The sequence below is a fragment of the Mastigocoleus testarum BC008 genome (assembly GCF_001456025.1).
GTDB lineage: Bacteria > Cyanobacteriota > Cyanobacteriia > Cyanobacteriales > Nostocaceae > Mastigocoleus > Mastigocoleus testarum.
The window spans coordinates 1-23,294 of sequence record NZ_LMTZ01000103.1 but is presented as its reverse complement, the minus strand read 5'-3'; the positions used below and the strand labels follow the sequence as shown (position 1 = coordinate 23,294).

The following is a 23,294-nucleotide window of genomic DNA, read 5'->3' as shown; positions in this document are numbered from 1 at the left end:
CAAATTGTAACTGTCTTCGCGTCAGAAGTTACTAACATCCCAAGAACTTTAGCAGTTATTTTGTCGTACTGACATTTTTAATTACAAGTCCCTTTCTATAAATTGTAGAAAGGGACAAGAAAAAACAAGTAAAATTTCGACAATATGTGATTTTTTTGGCGTTGCGATATTTGCTATATTAATGTTTTTATTTAACTTAATTTTTAGCTTTTCCACAACACCAAATATGAGGGTGAAATTATCGAATGACTGATGTTGGGAATTATTTAGAAGCACAGCACTGCCGTGCTTCTACAAACTTTATGTGTTTCATTTTATCCCCTATTAAAACAAAGTGATACAACACGTAATGATTGTAATCTGGGGATACTAGCCTGCACGGGATAAATTTATTTCGCGTCCTCGGCAACAGGTAAGCTACGAATCAGTTCTCTAATTACGTCAGTTGCGGGTCTACCCGTCTGTTGACAATACTTTTCTAACTTTTCCGCTTCTTGCGCTGCTAAGTTCACTGTTATACGTTTGACCGCCCATTTCTTATTTGTCATTTTATTTTTATTATTTACATTACCGTATGTTGTTGTTGAGTCCATTTAATCAAGAGATAAAAAATGAAAATTGTCTACTAGATTACTTCAAACAAACAATAAAAAGCAATATTGCAATATTGTTTATTTAATAATCGAAATCATGGTGAAAAGAATTTGAACACCTAAATTTAGGTAGATGATTCATCAGATGAAATCACTAGTATTTATAACACGGCTTATTATTTACACGTGTTAATGAAACAATTAAAACCACGCGGAAAAAGTAACTAGAAGCAAGAAATTTATTCTTAATTAATAAGTATCAAGCAAGTAAACTACTCCGCGCCATCTCATCACAAATATCACCTAAATTCAAATCTAAGTTTTGTGCTCACAAAAAATCTCTTGTGAGAAAAAATTAAACAATGCTTGAAAGCATATTCCAAAAGCTTTGGTTAGTTTAGCAGATAGCTGAACATATATTTGTCGCATGCAGTGATTTTTCCCTAAAATAAATTGAAAGTCATTAAAATGACTTAATATTATATGGGAATTTTTGAGTAAAGCATTACACATCTCATCAATGTTTAAGGTTTTGAAAATATTGATTGCAAGTTGATTTAAATTGTTTTTATTAATTTGATGCTTTAGAGCGTAAGCTAAGTTTTTAGCTTCTCTCTTCGTTACCAAATCAATTAATTTTGTGCTGAATGAAGTTTGCATTTCTTAGTTTTTTTGATTATATACAATCGATTTCAAAACAGAATTAATCGATAATCCTATTTTAACCGCATATCCTATGGCTCTTAGCCGCTTCACCCAATCTTTATTTAGGAAGAAGTAATGAATTCGTTTTGATACTTTTTAAAACATGGGTTTCACCGTTAATTAAAAATTAGATTAATTAATATTTTTTCAGTTTTTATTAATAAAATATTCAATAAAAACAAGAGTTTAGCCTGAAGACATGATAGCTCTGTGCATGATAATAACGAATATATTTTACTTAAGATTAACTTTAAGTTTAAATGTCCCAACAAATACTGATGTTGTATAAAATAATCTAGGTTATTGACTCATAAGTTATAACAAATTAATCAAAACCAAAATTATAAAAAAACTTATTAATATCTTTGTCTTGATATTAAACAATTTACTATTCAGCAGTTTTTGATTTCTTATACTTTTAAGTGCAATAGGTTAAAGCCAGTACGATTTTGAAATTAATATCAAATAAACTAGAGGGCATAACTGCACTACAAATATTTCAAGCTATAGATTCCTACTGAACTGAAATCATACGGAAGTTTTTTTTGGGAAGAAATGGTGTTTGCATCTGGCGAATAAAATATCCAAAATACTGACAAATTCGACTGTAATTATTGACAATGATTTTGGATGTAATTTTGATGAACTCCTACGGACAAATTAAGTTACAAAATACAGAAGGAAAAGTCGGAAAAGTTGAAGATGTTGGAGCAAGTTTCCTATGCTCATTTTTGCCCTAAAACGGGTACAAGACCCCACTTAATATCTCTTCCTTCTACTTTGCGTATTCGTTCTTAAACACTTGAAGAAACAAGTTAAGCAAAAAATCTTATTATTGTTTATTCACATAAAACCTGTCTTTAGTCAAGAAGTATTTAGATGAATTTACTTAAGAACAACAACTTTAAGTTAAAATTTTAAGTTAAAATCGCAGCACGTAACTTCCCATAACAAAGACAACATCGCCTTAACTTGTAGGGATAAGCTAGGCAAAGATTTTTTAATTTATCTACGAATTCATTTGAGCATAGTTCCTAATATTACTCTGACAAGCCTGTTATTTTTACTTAACCTTCTGTATCTGTTATGTTTATGCCTCTATGGCCTATAAAATTGTTTCTTCAGTATTCTCCAACCTTAGCTTATATGAGTGGTTGTTGACCCGACTTGAAATAACCACCAGCTAGAGTTAGAAGTCAAATAAGTTACCCGACCTCTAAAGCCCTCAAGCTTTTTCCTGCGTTTCAGATCCCACCCATCATTTCAATCCAGTACAACCTATATTCGTCTTCAAAATTACTCTTCCGAAAGAATTTGATGATTTTGAGTTATTTTTTTTTGGCTGTGAGCATTCATAGGTTTCATTCTGCTTGATAAATTAAATATAAAATCAAAAAACATCTGTTATTTCATTTACTAATACGAAATATAACGACCGAAATTCAGGAAAATAGTAAATGGAGTCAGAAATCTCTTTCTCCAAATCAGGTTTCTTAGTGCAAGAATATGGCTTATCCTTTCCTCGAACACTTGAATAGTCCAGAACGTCCCGTGTTAGTTTTTGATGGGGCGATGGGAACAAACCTTCAAGTTCAAAATCTCACAGCAGAAGACTTTGGCGGTGCGGAATACGAAGGTTGTAACGAATATCTCGTCCACACCAAGCCAGAAGCCGTAGAGAAGGTTCATAGGGGTTTTCTGTCCGCTGGAGCGGATATTATCGAAACCGATACCTTTGGCGGTACATCCATTGTATTAGCTGAATATGACTTAGCGGATCAGGCTTATTACTTAAATAAAACTGCAGCTCAATTGGCTAAGCAGGTTGCAAATGAATTTTCGACTCCAGAAAAACCTCGTTTCGTTGCAGGTTCTATGGGACCGGGAACCAAGTTACCAACGTTAGGTCACATTGATTTTGACACATTAAAAACTGCATATGTCGAACAAGCAGAAGCTTTGTTTGATGGTGGGGTGGATTTATTTATTGTCGAAACCTGTCAAGATGTACTGCAAATTAAAGCAGCTTTGAATGCAATAGAAGAAGTGTTCGCGAAAAAAGGCGATCGTCGTCCTTTGATGGTTTCCGTAACAATGGAAACTATGGGGACCATGTTGGTAGGTACGGAAATTAGCGCCGTAGTGACAATTTTAGAAGGCTACCAAATTGACATTCTCGGTTTGAACTGTGCGACTGGTCCAGACTTGATGAAACCGCACATCAAGTATTTGTCGGAACATTCACCATTTATTGTTTCTTGTATCCCTAACGCAGGTTTACCGGAAAACGTTGGCGGTCAAGCACACTACAAGTTAACGCCAACGGAATTGAAGATGCACTTAATGCATTTTATCGAAGATCTGGGTGTCCAAGTAATTGGGGGTTGCTGTGGGACACGTCCAGAACATATCCAAGCTTTAGCTGAAATTGCTGAAGGTTTAAAGCCGAAAGTTCGAGAACCGGAATTGGAACCGGCTGCTTCTTCGATTTACGGCATTCAGCCTTACGATCAAGATAATTCTTTCTTGATTATTGGCGAGCGGCTGAACGCCAGTGGTTCCAAGAAATGTCGGACAATGCTCAACGATGAGGACTGGAACGGCTTGGTTTCTATGGGAAGATCCCAGGTGAAAGAAGGAGCCCATATCTTGGATGTGAACGTTGACTATGTGGGACGCGATGGCGTGCGAGATATGCACCAATTGGTTTCCCGTCTGGTTAATAATGTAACTTTACCTTTAATGTTGGACTCCACCGAATGGGAAAAAATGGAGGCGGGTTTAAAAGTTGCTGGAGGTAAATGTTTACTTAATTCCACCAACTATGAAGATGGGGAACCCCGTTTTTTGAAAGTCTTGGAATTAGCGAAGAAATATGGTGCGGGTGTGGTCATTGGTACCATTGATGAAGATGGAATGGCGCGAACTGCTGATAAAAAATTTGAAATTGCCCAACGCGCATATCGCCAAGCCTTAGAATATGGTATCCCTGCCCATGAGATTTTCTTTGACACTTTAGCATTACCAATTTCCACCGGGATTGAAGAAGACAGAGAAAATGGTAAAGCAACTATTGAAGCAATCAGTCGCATTCGTCAAGAATTACCTGGATGTCACGTAGTTTTAGGTGTTTCTAACGTTTCCTTTGGTTTGAACCCCGCAGCACGGATAGTTCTCAACTCAATGTTTTTGCATGAGTGTATGGCTGCAGGGATGGATGCAGCAATTGTCAGTGCAAGCAAGATATTACCACTTTCTAAGATTGAGGAGAAACATCAGGAAATATGTCACCAATTGATTTACGATGAACGTAAATTTGAAGGAGATGTCTGCGTATTTGACCCCTTGGGCGAACTAACCACAATGTTTGAAGGGGTAAGCGCCAAGCGTGATAAAGGCGTTGATGTTAGTCTACCCATTGAAGAACGTCTGAAACAGCATATCATCGACGGCGAACGCATTGGTTTGGAGGAAGCACTCACCGAAGCAATGGGAAAATATCCACCTTTAGATATTGTTAATGTCTATCTATTGGATGGGATGAAAGTAGTGGGCGAATTGTTCGGTTCTGGACAAATGCAGTTACCTTTCGTGTTGCAGTCAGCCGAAACCATGAAAGCGGCGGTTGCTTTCTTAGAACCGCACATGGAAAAATCAGAAAATGGTAATAGTGGCAAAGGAACTTTTGCGATCGCTACGGTAAAAGGCGACGTTCACGATATTGGTAAAAATCTGGTGGATATTATTTTATCCAACAATGGTTACCGGGTAATTAACCTAGGCATTAAACAGCCAGTAGAAAATATCATTGATGCTTATAACAAGCATAATCCTGACTGTATTGCCATGAGTGGTTTATTAGTAAAATCCACCGCCTTCATGAAAGAAAACTTAAATGTATTCAACGAGAAAGGAATTACCGTTCCGGTAATTTTAGGTGGTGCGGCGCTGACTCCCAAGTTCGTTCATGAAGATTGTCAAAATACTTATAACGGTAAGGTGATTTACGGGAAAGATGCATTCTCTGATTTGCATTTCATGGATAAATTAATGCCAGCCAAAGCTGCTAATAAGTGGGATGATGCGAAAGGATTCTTAGATGAATTCAGCGAAGGAGAAGCTATTCAAAATGGTCGTCAGTCAGCAGGGGGAGAAAAACCAGCAAAGAAAAAAGCACCTAAAGAACCGCAGGTTATTGACACTCGCCGTTCTGAAGCAGTTGATGTAAATATCGAACGTCCCACACCACCTTTCTGGGGTACAAGATGGCTTCAAGGTGAGGATATTCCCATCGAGGAAGTATTTTGGTATTTAGATTTACAAGCTTTGATTGCTGGACAATGGCAGTTTAGAAAACCTAAAGACCAATCAAAGGAAGAGTATCAGGTTTTCTTAGAAGAAAAAGTATATCCAATTTTAGAAAATTGGAAACAGCGAATCGTTGCGGAACAATTGTTACATCCCCAGGTAATATATGGATATTTTCCTTGCCAAGCCCAGGGGAATACATTGCACGTTTACGATGAGGAAATAATCAGTGGTAAAGATATAAAGGACGCACAATTAAGGGCAAGTTTTGAGTTTCCCAGACAAAAGTCCTTGCGGAGATTGTGTATTGCAGATTTCTTTGCCCCAAAAGAATCGGGAATGATTGATGTATTTCCCATGCAAGCAGTAACTGTGGGAGAAATTGCTACGGAATTTGCTCAAAAACTGTTCGCGGATAATCAATATACCGATTATCTTTATTTTCATGGTATGGCGGTGCAAGTCGCAGAAGCGCTAGCAGAATGGACTCACGCCCGCATTCGTCGGGAATTAGGATTTGGCGCAAAAGAACCGGATAATATTCGGGACACTTTGGCGCAAAGGTATCGCGGTTCCCGTTACAGTTTTGGTTACCCAGCTTGTCCGAATATTCAAGACCAGTACAAGCAATTAGAATTGCTGGAAACTAACAGAATTAATCTGTATATGGATGAAAGCGAACAGATTTATCCAGAGCAGTCCACAACAGCGATTATTACTTATCATCCCGTAGCCAAGTACTTTAGCGCGTAATCTTAGTAGCTAGAAGTCAGAAGTCAGGAGTCGGAAGTCAGGAGTCGGAAGTCATATTACAATTGAGGTACAGCTTAAAAAACTATCATTTTGACCGACTTTTACTAACGTAACGCTGCGCTAACGGAGGATGTTGAAGGAAGACGGAAGAGGGAAGATGTCAAGAAGCGCGTTTTCCATAAACGCAGTGTAAGCCCGCACTTGCGTGATGTGCGTAGCCAAAAAATCTTCCATCAAGCATTGCTGACGCAACGCTATAGCTATAGCTGCGCTACCTACGGATCCGCTAAGGGAGGAGTACAAGCTTCTTCCAAACATAAAACCTTCTTCCTTCTTCCTTCTTCCATCTTCCTTCGCTGTGACATAAAGCAGGTTCCTCCTGGCTCCTGTCTCCTGAATTCATCAGCAAAGCGGGGGTGTTACAGCCCACTATTCTCCTGCAATTTTTATAGATATCAACAGAGCGGGAAAACCGTACTTGGGTATTAGCATTTCCTACCCAGAAAATCCAAGTTTGGGTAGATACAATCGAAATGCGAAGAGTAATGCTAACAGTCATAGGGATTGCAAAAGCAAATGCAAGCATTACAAGGAGAGGAATATCGATAATGGGAAATCAATTTAAAACTGCTGCTTTGTTAGCCGCACTTAGCGGTCTCCTAATTGCAATCGGTTATTACGTAATTGGCGGACCCATGGGTTTAATAACCGGCATAGGTTTTGCTGCAGTTACTAACTTAGTTTCGTGGTATCAGTCAGACAAAATTGCCTTAGCAGCCTACCGCGCCCAACCCGTAACTGAAGCAGATGCACCAGGGCTTTATCACATGGTTGAAAGACTCTCGCAACGAGCAAATATTCCCACCCCTGGTGTGTACATTGTTCCTAGTTCCGGTGCTAACGCTTTTGCGACTGGACGCGATCCCGAACATGCTGCAGTTGCAGTTACCCAAGGAATTTTAAATGCACTCTCTGAAGAGGAACTAGAAGGTGTAATCGCCCACGAACTAACCCATATTATTAATCGTGACACCCTAACTCAAGCAGTATCTGCAACGGTTGCTGGTGCAATATCCTTTGTGGCACAAATGGCAAGTTACAGTCTTTGGTTTGGTGGCGGACGCGACAATGACCGTGGTGGGAATCCCTTAGGAATAATTCTGACGGTAACCCTTGCTCCTTTAGCTGCAACAGTAATTCAGCTAGCAATTTCTCGTACCCGTGAGTTTTCTGCAGATGCCGGTGCAGCGAAATTAACAGGTAACCCCCGTGCTTTAGCCAGTGCTTTACAACGTTTAGAATCAAATGCACGACAAATGCCAATGGACGCAAACCCTGCATTTGAGCCATTATTAATTGTCAATCCGTTTTCTGGTAACTTCTTAGGTAATCTGTTTAGAACTCATCCTTCCACAGAAGAAAGAGTTGAAGCATTACTAAGGATAGAACAGCAAGGCTTAAGAAGCGCTTAGCGATCGCACCTCCAGGTCACAGCAAACGCCGTGTAGAGGTTGCTCCTGGCATTTTAGCAGGTCTTATCCTGGGTATTATATTACGTCCGGCTAAACAGTTATCACATCTGTGGGGGCAAAGTAATGAGTAATAAGTAATAAGTAATAAGTAACAAGTAATGAGTAGAAGGATTATTAGGTAATAACCGCTGTCTTTTCAATAGGGTTATACAGTAACTAATTAAGCGGACTTGATATTACCTGATATTAGCCACATGACGATTGTTAAATCCTTACTTAGATTCTTAATTGTGACTTTTGATTGGTAAGTAGTAATTGGTAATTGGCGAGTGCACAAATAATCGATAACAAAAGCCTAACGACAGAGGACAGAAAACAAATTACTAATTACTCTAAAAAAACACCCGTTCTCTTAATTTATAGACTCATTTAAATTTTAAAGAAGGAAATCTAAAATCATGACTGATAAAAATATTGAAGAATCCTCCGCAATTGTAGAAGTCACTCCTCAAACTAACGAAATGGTTGAGAAAGAGATGGCTGGTGCAAGTGACGACGTAAAAAATGAGACTAAAGCATTAATTGACGCCATTAAAAAACGCGCCCAAGTCGAAGCACAGTCAGCGGGAACCCTGACCCGCGAAACTTATCTCAATGCGGTGCGTCAGGCGCGCCAAACCATTGAAGATAACCCAATTATCGAACGCGATCGCATCGAACACGCTTTTGATATGATTCAACAAGAAGCCCAAAAGAACTGGGATTCAGTCGTTAAGGAAATTCAAGATTTAGGCGATCGCTTACAAGAAGCAGCCCAAGCAGCATGGGATATACTCACAGCAGAACGTCCTAAATCATAATAATGGGTAATGGGTAATGGGTAATGGGTAATGGGTTTTGAGCAAATTATTATTTGTAAGAACTCTTTAAACCTGTAGGGTGTGTTAGGCGCGCAAGAGAATATCTTTTTCAGACGATTTCTTTCGCTGCGTCGTAACGCACCGCCCCAAAATTAACATACAAAGGTTATTAGACGTTCAAGAGAAACCTTATTTCGATACAACCTTATTGCCTTACTGTACATGGTCAACCCCCTTCGGGGGAATTCAAAATTCAAAATATAACCTGCGGTTACGCAATACCTACGGTACGCTATCGCTAGCCGCTAACAAAATTCAAAATATGACCTGCGGTCATTAACATTAATATACAAAGATTTTTAGACACATAAGAGAGTGTTTTATTTTTAGATCGCCTTTATCGCCGCGCCGTAACTTAACATCTTTAATATATTGACAAAAATATATTGACAAATTACCAGTAACCAAGAAATTACTTACAATTAATATGGTGCTAGATAATCAAAAAGCTTTAAGATTAACATGCATTTTCTAGCCCCAGGACTTCAGATTTAATACCTATGCGAACTCACTATTGCGGCGAACTCCGTGCGTCAGATATTGATAAAACCGTAACCTTGTACGGATGGGTAGATCGTCGCCGCGATCATGGAGGAGTAATATTTTTAGATATACGCGATCGCACTGGCGTTGTCCAAATAGTAAGCGATCCGCAACGCACCCCAGATTCCTACGAACAAGCGAATACTCTGCGAAATGAGTACGTCATAAAAGTTACAGGAAGAGTTTCTCGACGTCCCGATGATTCTCTTAACCCCCGCTTACCAACGGGTGAAGTAGAAATTTACGCCGATAATATTGAGTTACTCAATGCTGTTAGAAAACAGTTACCGTTTCAGGTTTCTACCGCTGATAGCGAACCAGTTAAGGAAGAACTACGTTTAAAATATCGTTATTTGGATTTGCGTCGAGAACGAATGGCAAAAAATCTTCAATTGCGCCATCAAGTTGTCAAAGCAATGCGTCGCTATCTTGAAGATAAAGCCGGTTTTATAGAAGTCGAAACTCCCGTACTAACTCGTTCGACCCCTGAAGGTGCGCGGGATTATATTCTTCCCAGTCGCGCTAACCCAGGTGAATGGTTTGCTTTACCCCAATCTCCTCAGCTTTTCAAACAAATATTGATGGTATCGGGTTGTGACAGGTACTATCAAATCGCCCGTTGTTTCCGCGATGAAGATTTACGGGCTGATAGACAACCGGAATTTACTCAATTAGACATGGAAATGAGCTTCATGTCTATGGAAGAAATTATTGCACTGAATGAAGATTTAGTCTGTCACATTTTCAAAAGCGTTAAATCTAAAAGTGTTAAAGATATTGACCTCCCGTCACCTTTCCCTCGTCTCACCTATGCTGAAGCCATGGATCGTTATGGCTCGGATAAACCGGATACGCGTTTTGGCTTGGAACTAGTTGATGTTTCCGATGTCGTTAAAGATTGCGGTTTTAAGGTCTTTCGGGAAGCTGTAGCCAAAAAGGGAATTGTCAAAATATTACCGATTCCTGGCGGTAATGAAATTTCTAATGTCCGGATTAAACCCGGTGGTGATGTCTTTAAGGAAGCTAGTGAAGCTGGTGCAAGGGGCTTAGCTTATATTCGAGTGCGGGAAAACGGTGAAATTGACACCATCGGAGCAATCAAAGATAATCTGAGCGCCGAACAAAAACAAGAAATTTTGCGTCGCACCGATGCAAAACCCGGTCATTTATTGTTGTTTGGTGCTGGGGATACTGCCACAGTTAACAAAACTTTAGATCGATTGCGTCAGTTCATGGCGAAGGAATTTAGGTTAATCGATCCCGAAAAAATCAATTTGTTGTGGATTACCGATTTTCCAATGTTTGAGTGGAATGCAGATGAGAAACGCCTAGAAGCATTACACCATCCATTTACTGCTCCCCACCCGGATGATATTGATGACTTGAAAACTGCTCGCGCTCAAGCCTATGACTTGGTTTTCAATGGTTTTGAAGTTGGTGGTGGTAGTTTGCGGATTTATCAACGGGATATCCAAGAACAAGTGTTTGAAGCAATTGGTCTTTCTGAGGAAGAAGCTCATAATAAATTCGGCTTTTTATTGGAGGCATTTGAGTATGGTACTCCTCCCCATGGTGGTATCGCCTATGGTTTGGATCGATTGGTTATGTTACTAGCAGGTGAAGAGTCGATTCGTGATGTAATTGCTTTTCCCAAAACACAACAAGCTGGTTGCATGCTCACTGATGCACCTTCGAAGGTGGATCCCAAGCAACTCAAAGAATTGCATGTTGCTTCTACATACAAACCCAAGTCTGATTCTTAGATCTGAATTGGATTTTCTAAATCTGATAATTAATGATACTTGTAGAGATGTGGTGATACTACATCTCTACTCGTAGTTTGAAGGTTATACCAATTTAGAAAAATAATGAGACAGATAGATTTTGTAGAGACGTTGCATGCAACGTCTCTACCGGAGAATCTGTTGCAATGATTTATCGAATTGATATTAGCTTCTCAACTAAAATAATGTATTATCAAACGCTCAACACACCTTACCTGAATTACTATTAATTTAATTAATACTTTTAAAGCAAAAGTTAGCATATCTGTTGCCAATTAATCCTTGGAAATTAAATAGTTAATGTTCGATAAATTCAAAATTCGGCAACGGTTATCACTACTTAAATCTGGTTCTGAATTGCGTTCGATTATTGCAAATACGAGCTGGCTATTTGCCGATCGCATTCTTCGCATGGGTGCAAACTTATTCGTAGGAGTTTGGATCGCGCGTCATCTCGGAGTGGAACAATATGGTTTATTTAACTATGCTGTTGCTTTTGTCGCTTTATTTGCTTCAATTGCCAATTTAGGGCTAGATAATATTGTTATTCGTCAACTTGTCCGCGACCCAGAAAATAAAACAGAAATTTTAGGGACAACTTTCTGCTTGAGGTTATTGGGTGGTATTAGTTCTGCGCTTTTAGCTGTAGTCTGCGCTTCTTTACTACCTCAAAATGATTTAGTAACGATATGGCTGATTGCAATTTTAGCCACTACAACTGTTTTTAGAGCTTTCGACACAATTGACCTTTGGTTTCAATCACAAGTACGTTCTAAATATACTGTAATTGCCAAAAACACAGCTTTTATAATTGTCACAATCATCAAAATAATCTTAATTACTATTCAAGCACCATTACTAGCTTTCGGTGGAGCAGTACTAGCAGAACTGAGTTTAGCTGCCTTGGGGTTGGTAATTATGTATCACTTTGAAGGTAGTTCATTGCGGTTTTGGCGTTGGAATCTATCCACTGCTCAAGGCTTATTGAAAGAAAGTTGGTCTTTAATTTTATCTGGTTTAACTATCATTATATATATGAAAATTGACCAGATTATGTTAGGACAAATAGTTGGTAATGGTGCTGTTGGAATTTATTCAGCTGCTGCGAAGATGTCTGAAGTTTGGTATTTTATCCCTACAGCGATTTCCTCTTCTGTAGCCCCAAAATTATACAAATTCAAAGAAGAATCGGAAACAATTTACTATCGACGGCTCAAACAATTAATTAAGTTACTAGTAGTATTGGCTTTAGTAATAGCTTTACCTATGACCTTTATTTCCGGAAGTTTAATTACTTTGTTATTTGGTAAAAGCTATATTGCCGCAGGCTCTATATTAGCAATTCATGTTTGGGCTTGTATATTTGTTTTCATGGGGATTGCATCATCTCCATGGTTTGTTGCAGAAGGTTTAACTCATTTTTCTTTACGTCGGACTTTAGCTGGAGCAATTATTAATATAATATTAAATTTTTTGCTGATTCCTAAATATGGTGGTGTGGGAGCTGCGATCGCCACTGTCATATCCCAAGCAGTCGCCTCATTTTTGGGTAATGCAATGCATCCACAAACCCGAAAATTATTTTGGATCCAGATCGCATCTTTTTTACCTATTTAAGGTCGGTAATCATGACCTGTCTCACATGCCATATATTTAAACGTCTATTATATTTTTAGGTAATGGGTAATGGGTAATTGGTGATGGGTAATTGGTAATTGGCAATGGGTAATTGGTAATGGGTAAGTGAAGGATTTCCAGAATTGTCGAGGTGATTTATTAAATGAAAACCCCAGTTGCTTTTATCATATTCAAAAGACCGGAAACTACGATAAAAGTTTTTGAAGCAATTCGTCAAGCAAAACCACCACAACTTTTTGTGATTGCGGATGGGGCACACATTGATAATATTTATGAAGTAAAAAGATGTGAAAAGACTCGAGAAATTATCGAACGAGTAGATTGGGATTGTGAGGTATTTAAAAATTATTCTGATAATAATTTAGGATGTGCAAAACGAGTTTCGAGTGGTTTAGATTGGGTATTTGAGCAGGTAGAAGAAGCAATTATTTTAGAAGATGATTGTTTCCCACATCCGACATTCTTCCCATTTTGTGAAGAATTACTTCAACGCTATAAAACTGATACCAGAGTCGCTTCAATTTCTGGTCAAAATGTTCAGTTTGGACGCAATATAAACCGATATAGTTATTATTTTTCCCGTTACAATCATTGTTGGGGTTGGGCTAGTTGGCGAAGAGCTTGGTGTCATTTTGACTTTGAAATGAAACTTTGGAACGAAGTGAAGGAAAATCATTTACTAAGAGAAATTTTAGGGAGTCCTGCAGCTGTTTCAACATGGACTAAAATTTTTGATGCTGCTTATCAAGGAAAGTTGGATAGTTGGGCTACTAGATGGACGCTCGCTTGTTGGTTACAACGCAGTATGGGAATTCTTCCTAACGTCAATTTAATTTCTAATATTGGCTTTGGAACTGAAGGTACCCATTCTTTAGATACAAAGAGTAAATACGCTAACATCCCAGCGATGGAAATGATTTTCCCACTGAAACATCCACCCTATTTTATTCGTAATTGGCAGGCTGATAAATTTACTGAGGAAACATTATATAAGCCTAGCGTATTTATGCCTTTTAAAACAAAAATTAAGGAAACCTTGAAGAAGGTAGAAAAAAATATACTGGGTTAAGCAGATGATATCAAGTCCGCTTAATTAGTTACTATATAACCCTATTGAAAAGACGGCGGTTATTACCTAATAACCCTTTTACTCATTACTCATTACTCATTACTCATTACTCATTACTCACTACTTATTACTCACTACTTATTACTCATTACTTATTACTTATTACTTATTACTTATTACTCATTACTTCGCCCCCACAGATGTGATAACTGTTTAGCCGGACGTAATATGAGAGATTGGGGGGACTGTGATTTATAAAAAGACTGGTACAACGGGAATAGATGCATACAGGGCATATTAAAGACAAGCTAAGCTTGGTGACAACATCAACCTGCGTCACACGGGTCTATACATAAAGTTGTTGAAGACGGATGGGAATAGCGTCACTCACAACACAATTCTATAGTTTCAAACAACAACTTATCATCAACTCAAATTCAAAAATTCAAATTCAAAAACTCAAATTCAAGTTTTGAATTCAAAAAATGGATGTGCCCCTATTAAACTCATCCTCTTTTTACTGAATGATGTTGTCTATCAATTCTTGAGAGTATCCATTTAACGAAAACTTATCTTGTATGAGTTGTTTGTAGACAGCCTCGTACCCGTCAATCATACTGGAAACGCTAAACTTCTGCTCCACATGCTTGCGACACTCGTGACGGTCGATTTCTTTGATACGAGCGATCGCATCCACAAAGTCTGCTATCGTATCGCATAAAAAGCCTGTCTTACCATGAGCAACAACTTCTGGTGCTGAACCTAAAGGCTTAGCTAACACAGGTGTCCCAGCAGCCATAGACTCTGTCATCACTAGCCCGAAAGGTTCCCGCCAGGTGATAGAGAATAATGTTGCTATAGCTCCTCCTAAAAGGGCATTTTTCTCAAAATGATTGGCTTCACCTAAATACTGAATTTGCTCGCCATCAATGTGGTGCTTAATTTCAGTTTCAAAATACTCTACATCTACTACATCTACTTTCCCCGCCATCTTTAAGGGAATACCAGCTGCTTTTGCAATTTCAATTGCAAGGTGAGTACCTTTTTCTGGAGATATCCTACCTAAAAAGGCTAGGTAGGGAGGATCTTGGTGTTCTGGGTAAAAACGATGGCTATCAATATCGATACCGTTATATACAGTTGCGGCATAATTGAGCCCTAATCTTGGCTCGCGCTGAGCATTGGAGATACTAACGTATGGCTGGGAACGCCCCTCTATATAAACTTTCTCGGTATCAGGCGTAAAAATACCGTGCAAGGTGTGCACGGTTGGGGTTTTGACTAAATTGGCATAAGTGATGGCTGGATAGCCAACGTGAGAGTGAATAATGTCAAACTTATCAGCTTGCTGGTAAAGGCGACTCAGTTGCAGTACTTCGTAGACGTTGTAATCTTTGACGAGTTTATCTGTGCGAAAAGAACGCGGATAAACTGAATCTAAGTTAGCTAAGGTGATTGAGTCCCCTGATGCAAATAATGTTACTTCGTGACCGCGTCGGACTAACTCATCACACAGTAATCCTACGACTAACTCTACGCCGCCATATGCGGGTGGCGGTACTCTTTCCCACAGTGGAGCGACCTGAGCAATCCGCATGTAAGTCTCCTTGATTATATGTATATTTAGTGTAGCCAAAAGAGCTGGAAATTTCCACCCCCCTTTAGTAAGGCTTAAAGTATTTTACTATACAAATATTCGTAACGGTATTTCTTCGGAGTAATTTTTTCTGAATAAAGAATAAATATTTATTATGATTTAGCTTAATAAATGAGTTTTTTTAAATGATTTTCGGAAAAATACTACTTGTGTAAAAACAGTTAGTATGTACCCAATGGTACTGATACTTGCGATGTCAAGATATTAACCTTTCCATATATAAATTTTTGATGAATTTTGAATTTATATTAAATTGATTTTATTTAATATTTCTTTATTCTTTGGGGCTTAAAATTTGGATCGTGTCAACTTAATCCCAATACAATTTAACTGGGATTAAGTATTTAGGTAAGACTACTTGCATGCCGATAAAAGGTTGATCGGTCGAGTGAGAGGAGTGTGAGAAGTGTGGGAAGTGTGGGAAGTGTGGAAAGTGTGGGAGGTGTGGGAAGTGTGGGAGGTGTGGGAAGTGTGGAAAGAGGGGAATTCAAAAGATTCCTGCTGACTCATAAAGTCTTTTGAGCATGGCTTTAATTTTCTCTCCGTATTGTAAATCTGCTGACCATCTACCAGATAGTTGATCTATTAAGGGTGCAATTCCTCGGGTCACAAAGCGAAAGCGTGGGTCTACGACTTCATTCACTAGGGGCTCCAAGCTAGCATATGCTTTCAGGTGTTGGATATGTGCCCTAACCCCAATTCTGGCATTTTCAAAAATTGCTGTATCTGTACCACCACCAATGGTTCCCAAGCCAGCAAAGTTATTTTGTTCGGGTTTGATATCGCCACCAAAGCGCAAAAATCCTGTTTCCACACACATTTGACAGAAGGCGACATCATAATTAACTCCTTCTATACTTGCCTCTTCCCGGTAAAGTTTGGGTAGATCGGGAAATTTGACTAGGGAGTTTTCATTATTATTTCTTAAAAATAACTGTAGTTGGACTTCAGATGTATTGCCAGCGGACATAATTCTCTCAATGTTACCAGCACAAATTTGTAAGTTGGATTTCAAAATCACAGTGCGAGTAGGTGCATCCCAACCAACGGAAACATTAAAATCTCGTAGTTCTACTGCTTTGACATAAACTACTCGCCGATAGGTAATACGACGGACGTCGGGATTTTTGGATAAATCAATTCGTAAACGATCTATTAAATCTATGGGAATATAAGCATTACCACTAACCAGTATCCCTTGCTCTTCATAATTTTGCCCATTCATTTTAATGTTAATTGCTGGATAAGTCGGCTCAGAGGGAGGAGGGGGAGCAGAACCGGGATCGATTGTGCGGCTCCAAGAAGCAAGACCATCAGCAATACCTACAGCAAAATCACGCCGACGGCTTTGCAATAAAGAACGATCTTCTGGGCTACTTAAAAACCCAACTTCCATTAACATTGAAGGTGCAGCAACTTGACGACAGAACATTAAGCGACCTACACCTGTAGCGGTATCTGGTTTTACACCCCGGTTTGGTAATTGGGGAACGCGACGCAACAATCCCACTAATAACAACTCCGCATGTCTTCTCCGTTCTTCATTATTAGCAATATAAAATACTGTGGAACCCCGAACAGAAGGATTAAATGCTGCGTCAGCATGAATTTCTACGGCGATATCATTTCTACGAGCACGGGCGTTAATCCAGCTAATTGTTTGTCGCGCGCTTAAATCGTCAGGTACTCCTAAAACAGAAAATTTGCGCGATCTGAGTTCTGTTAAAATTAAATCTCGCAATTGAATCATTTCTTTGGCTTCGGTTGTACCACCTGCGACTGAACCTGGATCTATTCCTCCAGCTTCTCTACCACCATGTGCTGCAGAAATAAAAATACGTCCCATAATATATTGGTTCCTTTCTATATCGTTAAATCCGAAAATAAAAATTGAGAAAACAAATTGAGAAAACAAATTGAGAAAAATTTAAAAGTCTACATAGCACTCTTGCCCGAACAATAACAATATGATAATTACTAATTCGTCGCGAGTCGCATATTTACGGACGTTTATGATTTCAGTGGCATATTTTATGGAATAATTCTTTCGAACAATTAAACTCAAATAAGTAAACTCAAATAATTAAGATTGAAAAATTTATAGATCGTTCTTGCTTTAGGATCGACAATATAATAAGGTCGAAACTCATAAGCCACCGATATTCGAGCGGCAAATAACTGACAGCTAGTACTCCTTTTCATTTGTTGTGTTAGCGAATCCGTAGGTAGCGCAGCCAGCGTGACGTTAGCCATTAGCCTTGTTTTTCTACAAAACCCCGTAGAGACGCGACATGTTTCCCTGCGGGAACGCTTTGCTAACGCGTCTCTACAAATTGCCGGAATTAATGAGAAATACTACTATTCAAGACAGCTAATTGATATTTAAGAATTGGAACTGAGCATGTAATGATGCAAATCCCCTCCCTACACCCAGATACTGTTGAGGAAGTTAAAAGTAGAGTAGATATATATGAGGTGATCTCTGATTACGTAGTTTTACGGAAGCGTGGTAAAGACTTTTTGGGTTTGTGTCCTTTCCATAATGAGAAAACACCTAGTTTTAGCGTCAGCCCGAGCAAGCAGATGTATTATTGCTTTGGTTGTCAGGCGGGGGGAAATGCGATTAAATTCTTGATGGAATTGGAAAAACGTTCCTTTGCTGAAACTGTGTTAGATTTAGCACGACGTTATCAAGTCCAGGTAAAAACTCTCGAACCGGAACAAAGACAAGAGTTACATCGCCAACTTTCTCTACGGGAACAACTTTATGAGGTTTTGGCGGTAACTGCACAGTTTTACCAACATGCTTTGTGGAATTCCCCCAGCAATCCTTCTGTTAGTAAGTCAGCACTGGAGTATCTAACTCAAAATCGTCAACTACAAACAGAAACTATTAAAAAATTTGGTTTGGGTTATGCTCCTGTGGGTTGGCAAACCCTTTATCGTTATTTAGTAGAAAATAAAAATTATCCCGCTCCATTGGTAGAAAAAGCTGGACTAATTAAACCCCGGAAAGAAGGAGGGGGTTATTACGATGCATTTCGCGATCGCGTGATGATTCCCATTCGAGATATACTCGGACGTACCATCGGTTTCGGTGGTCGAACTATGGGAGATGACCAACCAAAATATCTCAATTCTCCGGAAACGGAATTATTTAATAAGGGTAAAACTTTATTTGCCCTCGACCAAGCCAAAGCAGGGATTTCTCAATCTGATAAAGCTGTGGTGGTGGAAGGATATTTTGATGCGATCGCACTTCACGAAAAAGGTATTAATAATGTAGTTGCTTCTTTGGGTACGGCATTAAGTTTAGATCAAGTTAAGTTAGTTTTGCGTTATTGCGACTCAAAGCAACTCATACTTAATTTTGACGCTGATAAAGCTGGAACTAATGCAGCAGAACGAGCAATTGGTGCGATCGCAGACCTTGCATATAAGGGCGAAGTCCAATTGAAAATTCTCAATATTCCCGATGGTAAGGATGCTGATGAATACTTACAAAGTCATAGCTCGGAAGATTATCATCAATTATTAGCAAATGCTCCTTTGTGGTTAGATTGGCAGATTCAGCAAGTTACCAAAGATTGTGACCTCAAACAAGCTACTGATTTTCAACAAGTTTCCCAAAAAATGGTGAAGTTGCTGAAAAATATTAGTAACAGTGACACTAGAAATTATTATGTTTCCCATTGCGCGGAAATTCTTAGTTTGGGAGATACGAGATTGGTACCCCTAAGAGTTGAGAACCTATTAACTCAGATTAGCAGTGGGAAAAGTTCGGGGGAATGGAATCCAAAATTTAGTTCGAAGCAACGTTTTAGTTCGGGACACAAAAACTCTAATAAAAACTCCAGTCAGAGAAAATCTTCTCTTCTCAACAATGAATCTAGTCTTTTAGAACAAGCAGAAGCATTACTACTGCAAATTTATCTTCACTGTCCTTTGCAGCGACCAATAATTTCTCAAATTTTAGAAGAACGGGATTTACAATTTAGTTTGTCTCACCATCGATTTTTCTGGCGACAGATTTTAGAAATATCTCCCAATATTGCAGCAGAAACAGATTTAATATCCCGATTGCAAGACCGATGTTTGGAATTTGAAATCGAGATGAGTTTAGTTTCCCGGTTATTTCATCTTGATGAGAAAACTGAAAAGGAACTTACTCGTGCTCCTCAAGTAGTTCACGCAACCACAGCTTGTATGGAAAGGGTATTGCGGGAAAAACGTTATCGTCACTATTTGGAACTTTGGGAACAAACAGATCCAGAAGCAGAACCCAAACGCTGGCAATCTTATTATGACGCTTTTTATGGGGAAAAAATGAAGTTGCAGGAATTAGATCGTTTACGACAATTTTCCCTGACAGATTTGTTTTGAGGAGAAGGGAACGGGGAACAGGGAATGAGAATGTTATTTAATTTGTTAGATGTCTGGTTCCAAGGCTGAGCCTTTGCTGGATGTCTGGTTCCAAGGCTGAGCCTTGGAACCCATACAAGAGGCTCCGCCTCTTAATTATACCGGAGGCAGAGCCTCGAATAAGGTGTTCCTTGCCAGAGACAAGGAACCAGTTATGTTAAACCCTACCCTGCAGGATTAATCTTAGTCATTTTGTTATACAATATAGCTAGATTAGCTAGATTTATGGAATAACGTAGTGCAAGAATGGCGTTTGGCGGATGCAAAGAATAGATTGACTGAACTGGTGAACAAAGTACTCACCGTAGGACCACAGATAATCCACCGACGTAATGATACAGTGGTTGTGATATCAAAAGCAGAATATGAACGCTTAATAGGAGAAAGACCAAGTTTTAAACAACATCTTTTAAACCCCCCACATACCATGGAGGATATAGACTTAGAACGCGATAAAAGCTCCATGCGGACAGTGGATTTATGAGGGTTTTACTTGACACTTGTGTTTTATCCGAACTGTACAAACCAATACCATTAAAGTCTGTTAAGACTGCTGTTGATAGTCTTCTGGATAACGATATTTATATCAGCGTTATCACTTTAGGTGAAATCAGTAAAGGAATTTCTCTGCTGTCTGAAAGTCGTCGTAAGCGAGATTTATCTGTATGGTTTAACAATATTGAACATGTTTATGCAGAACGTGTTTTACAGATTGATTCAGAAATAGCGGCTATCTGGGGTAAAATTACAGCAATTGCACAGAAGAAAGGATTTATTCTTGCTGCTGCAGATGGATTGATTGCAGCAACAGCCTTACGTCATGGTTTACATTTGATGACCCGTAATGTGAAAGATTTTGAGGTTACAGGTGTATTACTCTTAAATCCTTGGGATAATGGTCATAACAGATAATCAAATAGTCTTACTTATCACTCAAATTGCCGTTTTTATACATTTTTGAGTTTTTACTTCTTACTTTTTAATTGCGCGTAGCGCCATAACTATCCGGGTGGATGATACCCAAAGAACTATCCGGATAGATGAGTTAATATATCCGGTCGATAGTAATTTGATTGCCATTATTGTAGCGAAACTAAAGCTAATAAGGAGTATCAAATAAGCTCGCTGGGCAAAAAATTATTATAGATTAGGAAAATACTAATGGAAAGTTTATATACATCAGTTATTAACTTCTTCGCACAAGATGATTGGAACTATACAGAAGTGGAAGAAGGTAGAGTTTTTAAAGTAGCAGTAGATTTGGACAATAGTAACTACAACTGCTACGTAATTATCAATGAAGAAAAGAGAAATTTTAAATTTTATTCCATATCTCCATTGAAAGTACCTGAAAATAAGTACGCCGAAATGGCAGAGTTCTTCACTCGGGCAAATTATGGAATGAATTTAGGTAATTTTGAAATGGATTTTAGAGATGGGGAAATTCGCTATAAAACTAGTATTTATTTGGCAGATAATGAATTAGATTTTCCCATTATCAAAAGAATGATTTATGCAAATATATCGATGATGGATGATTATTTTCTTGGAATGATTAAAGTCATTTACGCCGAAGCTTCGCCAGAAGATGCAATATGTGAAGTGGAAGAAGTTGAAAAGGAACCCGCTGCACAATAGGGCTAAGTGCAAGTAAAAAGTCAAAAGTAAAAAGTCATTAGTGGATTGCACGCGGCTTGCGCCGTTAGCGTTCGTCGTTAGACGCGTACCAAGATGCCGTAAGGCTTAACCGTGGGTAGGGAAGCTATAGAAGACCTAACTACGTTACCTGCGGATCTGCCGTCACCGTAGGCTAAACGCGTGTCCGCGGGACGTAAGTTTACTGGTTATGGGTTTGAGCCTTCGCCAATGTTCAAAAATAACTATATGATCAACGTGAGTTTTTCTCCACAGGTGCTGTGGATGGCAAAAGTAAACCGTTAATTAGTGATAAAGTTCCAATACTCAATATTCCTCCTAATAGTAAAGCCAACCAAAACCACCACGTCCTTAACACCATGAAGGAATGACCTTGAGTCTGTATCAATTTTTGTTTTAACTGTTCTGACTGTCCTTTATTTGAGATTTTAGGTAATTGCAGTTCCTCTTGTTCGTTATCATTCAAAGTACTGTAATCATCTTGATGAAGTATTGTCTTAACTTCCTTAACTGAGCATTTTAGTTTCTGAGATGGCTCTACCAAAATTTGAATTAACTGATTTCCCCGATTGCTTCCAGTAATCAACCATCCTTTTCCTCTCAAGCACAGAGACTGACCAGAGTGAATCCCTGCTGGAATATGTACATTAATTTGACCATCGAGTGTTAGTACTTTAATCTCTCCTCCATAATTAGCAACTTCAGAATTAATCACAGCTTTATAAAGTACATCATCACCATCAAGCTGAAAACAATCGTGAGGGAGAATCTTCACGTTTAAGTAAAGGTCTCCTCGTTGATTAGTGTGAGCATCATATTCACCTTTACCTGAGACTCGAAACCTATCATGTTGGCGAGTTCCTGCAGGCAAATCTATTGTGAGCCATTCACCATGGTACTGAAAGCGTTTTTCACCTCCACGAAATGCTTCCTCAAGACTTAGAGTTAATAAGACTTCTCGGTTTAGTGAATGAGATAAGTTTCGACTAGACTGCTTAGTGTTAGTTAAAAATGATAAGTTATTGCTAGTTTGAACAACATTGTTAAGAGTTTCTTTCAAGTGCCAGCCATAATTTTCGTCCTGTATAACCTCATTTCCTAAGCCACCTGATTGCTTACTATATAAGTACGAGTTAACTGTTTCTCGTCTTAACCCAATTAATTTAGCAATATTTTTTGCTCTCGAACCAGGATTCGCTCTTATACAAGTTCGAATTTTACTGGCAGTGGTATGAGAGTAATAATTGCGAGACATAATCCATAATTACTTAAGAAAAATTCTGGTCAGCAATAAATTAGTTTCTAACCAAGGGCTACACTTATAAAATTCCCTAAAATTTCTCTAAAGTAACGATGGATCTCTACAGACTTACGCATAACACCACAACCATTCGGATGGATGATACCTAAAGAACTATCCAGATAGATGAGTTGATGTATCCGGTCGATAGTAATTTGATTGGGATTATCTTAGCGAAACTAAAGTTAACAGGGAGCATAAAGCAAGTTCCCTGAGCAAAAAAATTATTATAGATTAGACCTGTCCGGAATATTAACTTGGTGCCAAAAAAATGGTAGAACGGAGTTTTCACCGTCTACCAAAATGAAAAATCCACTTCATTATATTCAAGAATACCCACAGCGCACAAAACAAATACTGGGAATAAGCAACGAGCAATTTCAAGAATTATTAAACCAGGCTGAAATACATCATAATAAAATTCAGGCTGAGATTGAACGTAAAAAAATACGTATAAGTTAAGTGTGTAAGTTA

The 23,294-nt window shown here is 38.6% G+C and carries 16 protein-coding genes; 11 read left to right on the top strand and 5 right to left on the bottom strand.

The window, feature by feature from the left end; all coding sequences use genetic code 11:
• Nucleotides 1-389: 389 nt before the first annotated feature.
• Together BC008_RS24120 and BC008_RS24115 are read right to left on the bottom strand one after the other, a co-directional pair.
• Nucleotides 390-548 carry a ribbon-helix-helix protein, CopG family gene (locus tag BC008_RS24120; RefSeq protein ID WP_036265212.1) on the bottom strand — a complete coding sequence of 53 codons (159 nt, stop codon included), beginning with the start codon at nucleotides 546-548 and terminating at the stop codon, nucleotides 390-392.
• Between the two features lie 360 nt (nucleotides 549-908).
• A complete protein-coding gene (locus tag BC008_RS24115) occupies nucleotides 909-1,253 on the bottom strand; it encodes a hypothetical protein (RefSeq protein ID WP_027842847.1) in 345 nt (114 codons plus the stop codon).
• 1,551 nt (nucleotides 1,254-2,804) lie between these two features.
• Between BC008_RS24115 and metH the strand changes: the two genes are divergently transcribed.
• From metH to BC008_RS24080, 6 genes are all read left to right on the top strand, one after another.
• The gene (gene metH / locus BC008_RS24110; protein ID WP_027842848.1) at nucleotides 2,805-6,359 is read left to right on the top strand and encodes a methionine synthase; all 3,555 of its coding nucleotides are present in this window, start codon (nucleotides 2,805-2,807) and stop codon (nucleotides 6,357-6,359) included.
• 608 nt (nucleotides 6,360-6,967) lie between these two features.
• A complete protein-coding gene (locus tag BC008_RS24100) occupies nucleotides 6,968-7,831 on the top strand; it encodes a M48 family metalloprotease (protein WP_027847059.1) in 864 nt (287 codons plus the stop codon).
• 458 nt (nucleotides 7,832-8,289) lie between these two features.
• On the top strand, nucleotides 8,290-8,691 hold the full coding sequence (locus BC008_RS24095; protein WP_058183942.1) for a hypothetical protein: 402 nt from the start codon (nucleotides 8,290-8,292) through the stop codon (nucleotides 8,689-8,691).
• Between the two features lie 560 nt (nucleotides 8,692-9,251).
• Complete coding sequence (gene aspS / locus BC008_RS24090; protein ID WP_027846926.1) at nucleotides 9,252-11,057, top strand: aspartate--tRNA ligase; 1,806 nt, start codon at nucleotides 9,252-9,254, stop codon at nucleotides 11,055-11,057.
• Nucleotides 11,058-11,378: 321 nt separating this feature from the next.
• On the top strand, nucleotides 11,379-12,695 hold the full coding sequence (locus BC008_RS24085) for a flippase (RefSeq protein WP_027847025.1): 1,317 nt from the start codon (nucleotides 11,379-11,381) through the stop codon (nucleotides 12,693-12,695).
• Between the two features lie 163 nt (nucleotides 12,696-12,858).
• Complete coding sequence (locus BC008_RS24080; RefSeq protein WP_027847094.1) at nucleotides 12,859-13,785, top strand: hypothetical protein; 927 nt, start codon at nucleotides 12,859-12,861, stop codon at nucleotides 13,783-13,785.
• A gap of 517 nt (nucleotides 13,786-14,302) precedes the next feature.
• Here the strand turns inward: BC008_RS24080 and BC008_RS24075 are convergent.
• Nucleotides 14,303-15,382, bottom strand: coding sequence for a glycosyltransferase family 4 protein (locus tag BC008_RS24075; RefSeq protein WP_027846988.1), 1,080 nt, complete (start codon nucleotides 15,380-15,382; stop codon nucleotides 14,303-14,305).
• 459 nt (nucleotides 15,383-15,841) lie between these two features.
• On the opposite strand from BC008_RS24075, the gene BC008_RS52170 reads away from it, so the two are divergent.
• On the top strand, nucleotides 15,842-15,964 hold the full coding sequence (locus tag BC008_RS52170) for a hypothetical protein (protein ID WP_268768245.1): 123 nt from the start codon (nucleotides 15,842-15,844) through the stop codon (nucleotides 15,962-15,964).
• Here BC008_RS52170 and tftA read toward each other — a convergent pair.
• A complete protein-coding gene (tftA, locus tag BC008_RS24070) occupies nucleotides 15,930-17,288 on the bottom strand; it encodes a hormogonium tapered terminus morphoprotein TftA (protein WP_027846397.1) in 1,359 nt (452 codons plus the stop codon). The two genes, BC008_RS52170 and tftA, sit on opposite strands and share 35 nt — an antisense overlap.
• Nucleotides 17,289-17,851: 563 nt before the next feature.
• On the opposite strand from tftA, the gene dnaG reads away from it, so the two are divergent.
• From dnaG to BC008_RS24050, 4 genes are all read left to right on the top strand, one after another.
• Nucleotides 17,852-19,825 carry a DNA primase gene (gene dnaG / locus BC008_RS24065; RefSeq protein ID WP_027846396.1) on the top strand — a complete coding sequence of 658 codons (1,974 nt, stop codon included), beginning with the start codon at nucleotides 17,852-17,854 and terminating at the stop codon, nucleotides 19,823-19,825.
• Between the two features lie 277 nt (nucleotides 19,826-20,102).
• On the top strand, nucleotides 20,103-20,348 hold the full coding sequence (locus tag BC008_RS24060; protein WP_027846395.1) for a type II toxin-antitoxin system prevent-host-death family antitoxin: 246 nt from the start codon (nucleotides 20,103-20,105) through the stop codon (nucleotides 20,346-20,348).
• Entirely contained in the window at nucleotides 20,345-20,776 is a 432-nt protein-coding gene (locus BC008_RS24055) for a type II toxin-antitoxin system VapC family toxin (RefSeq protein WP_027846394.1), read from the top strand. Before BC008_RS24060 ends, BC008_RS24055 begins: the two co-directional genes overlap by 4 nt.
• Nucleotides 20,777-21,025: 249 nt before the next feature.
• Complete coding sequence (locus tag BC008_RS24050) at nucleotides 21,026-21,502, top strand: YbjN domain-containing protein (protein ID WP_058183941.1); 477 nt, start codon at nucleotides 21,026-21,028, stop codon at nucleotides 21,500-21,502.
• Nucleotides 21,503-21,752: 250 nt separating this feature from the next.
• Here BC008_RS24050 and BC008_RS24045 read toward each other — a convergent pair whose 3' ends face one another.
• Complete coding sequence (locus BC008_RS24045) at nucleotides 21,753-22,775, bottom strand: DnaJ C-terminal domain-containing protein (protein WP_058183940.1); 1,023 nt, start codon at nucleotides 22,773-22,775, stop codon at nucleotides 21,753-21,755.
• Nucleotides 22,776-23,294 lie beyond the last annotated feature (519 nt).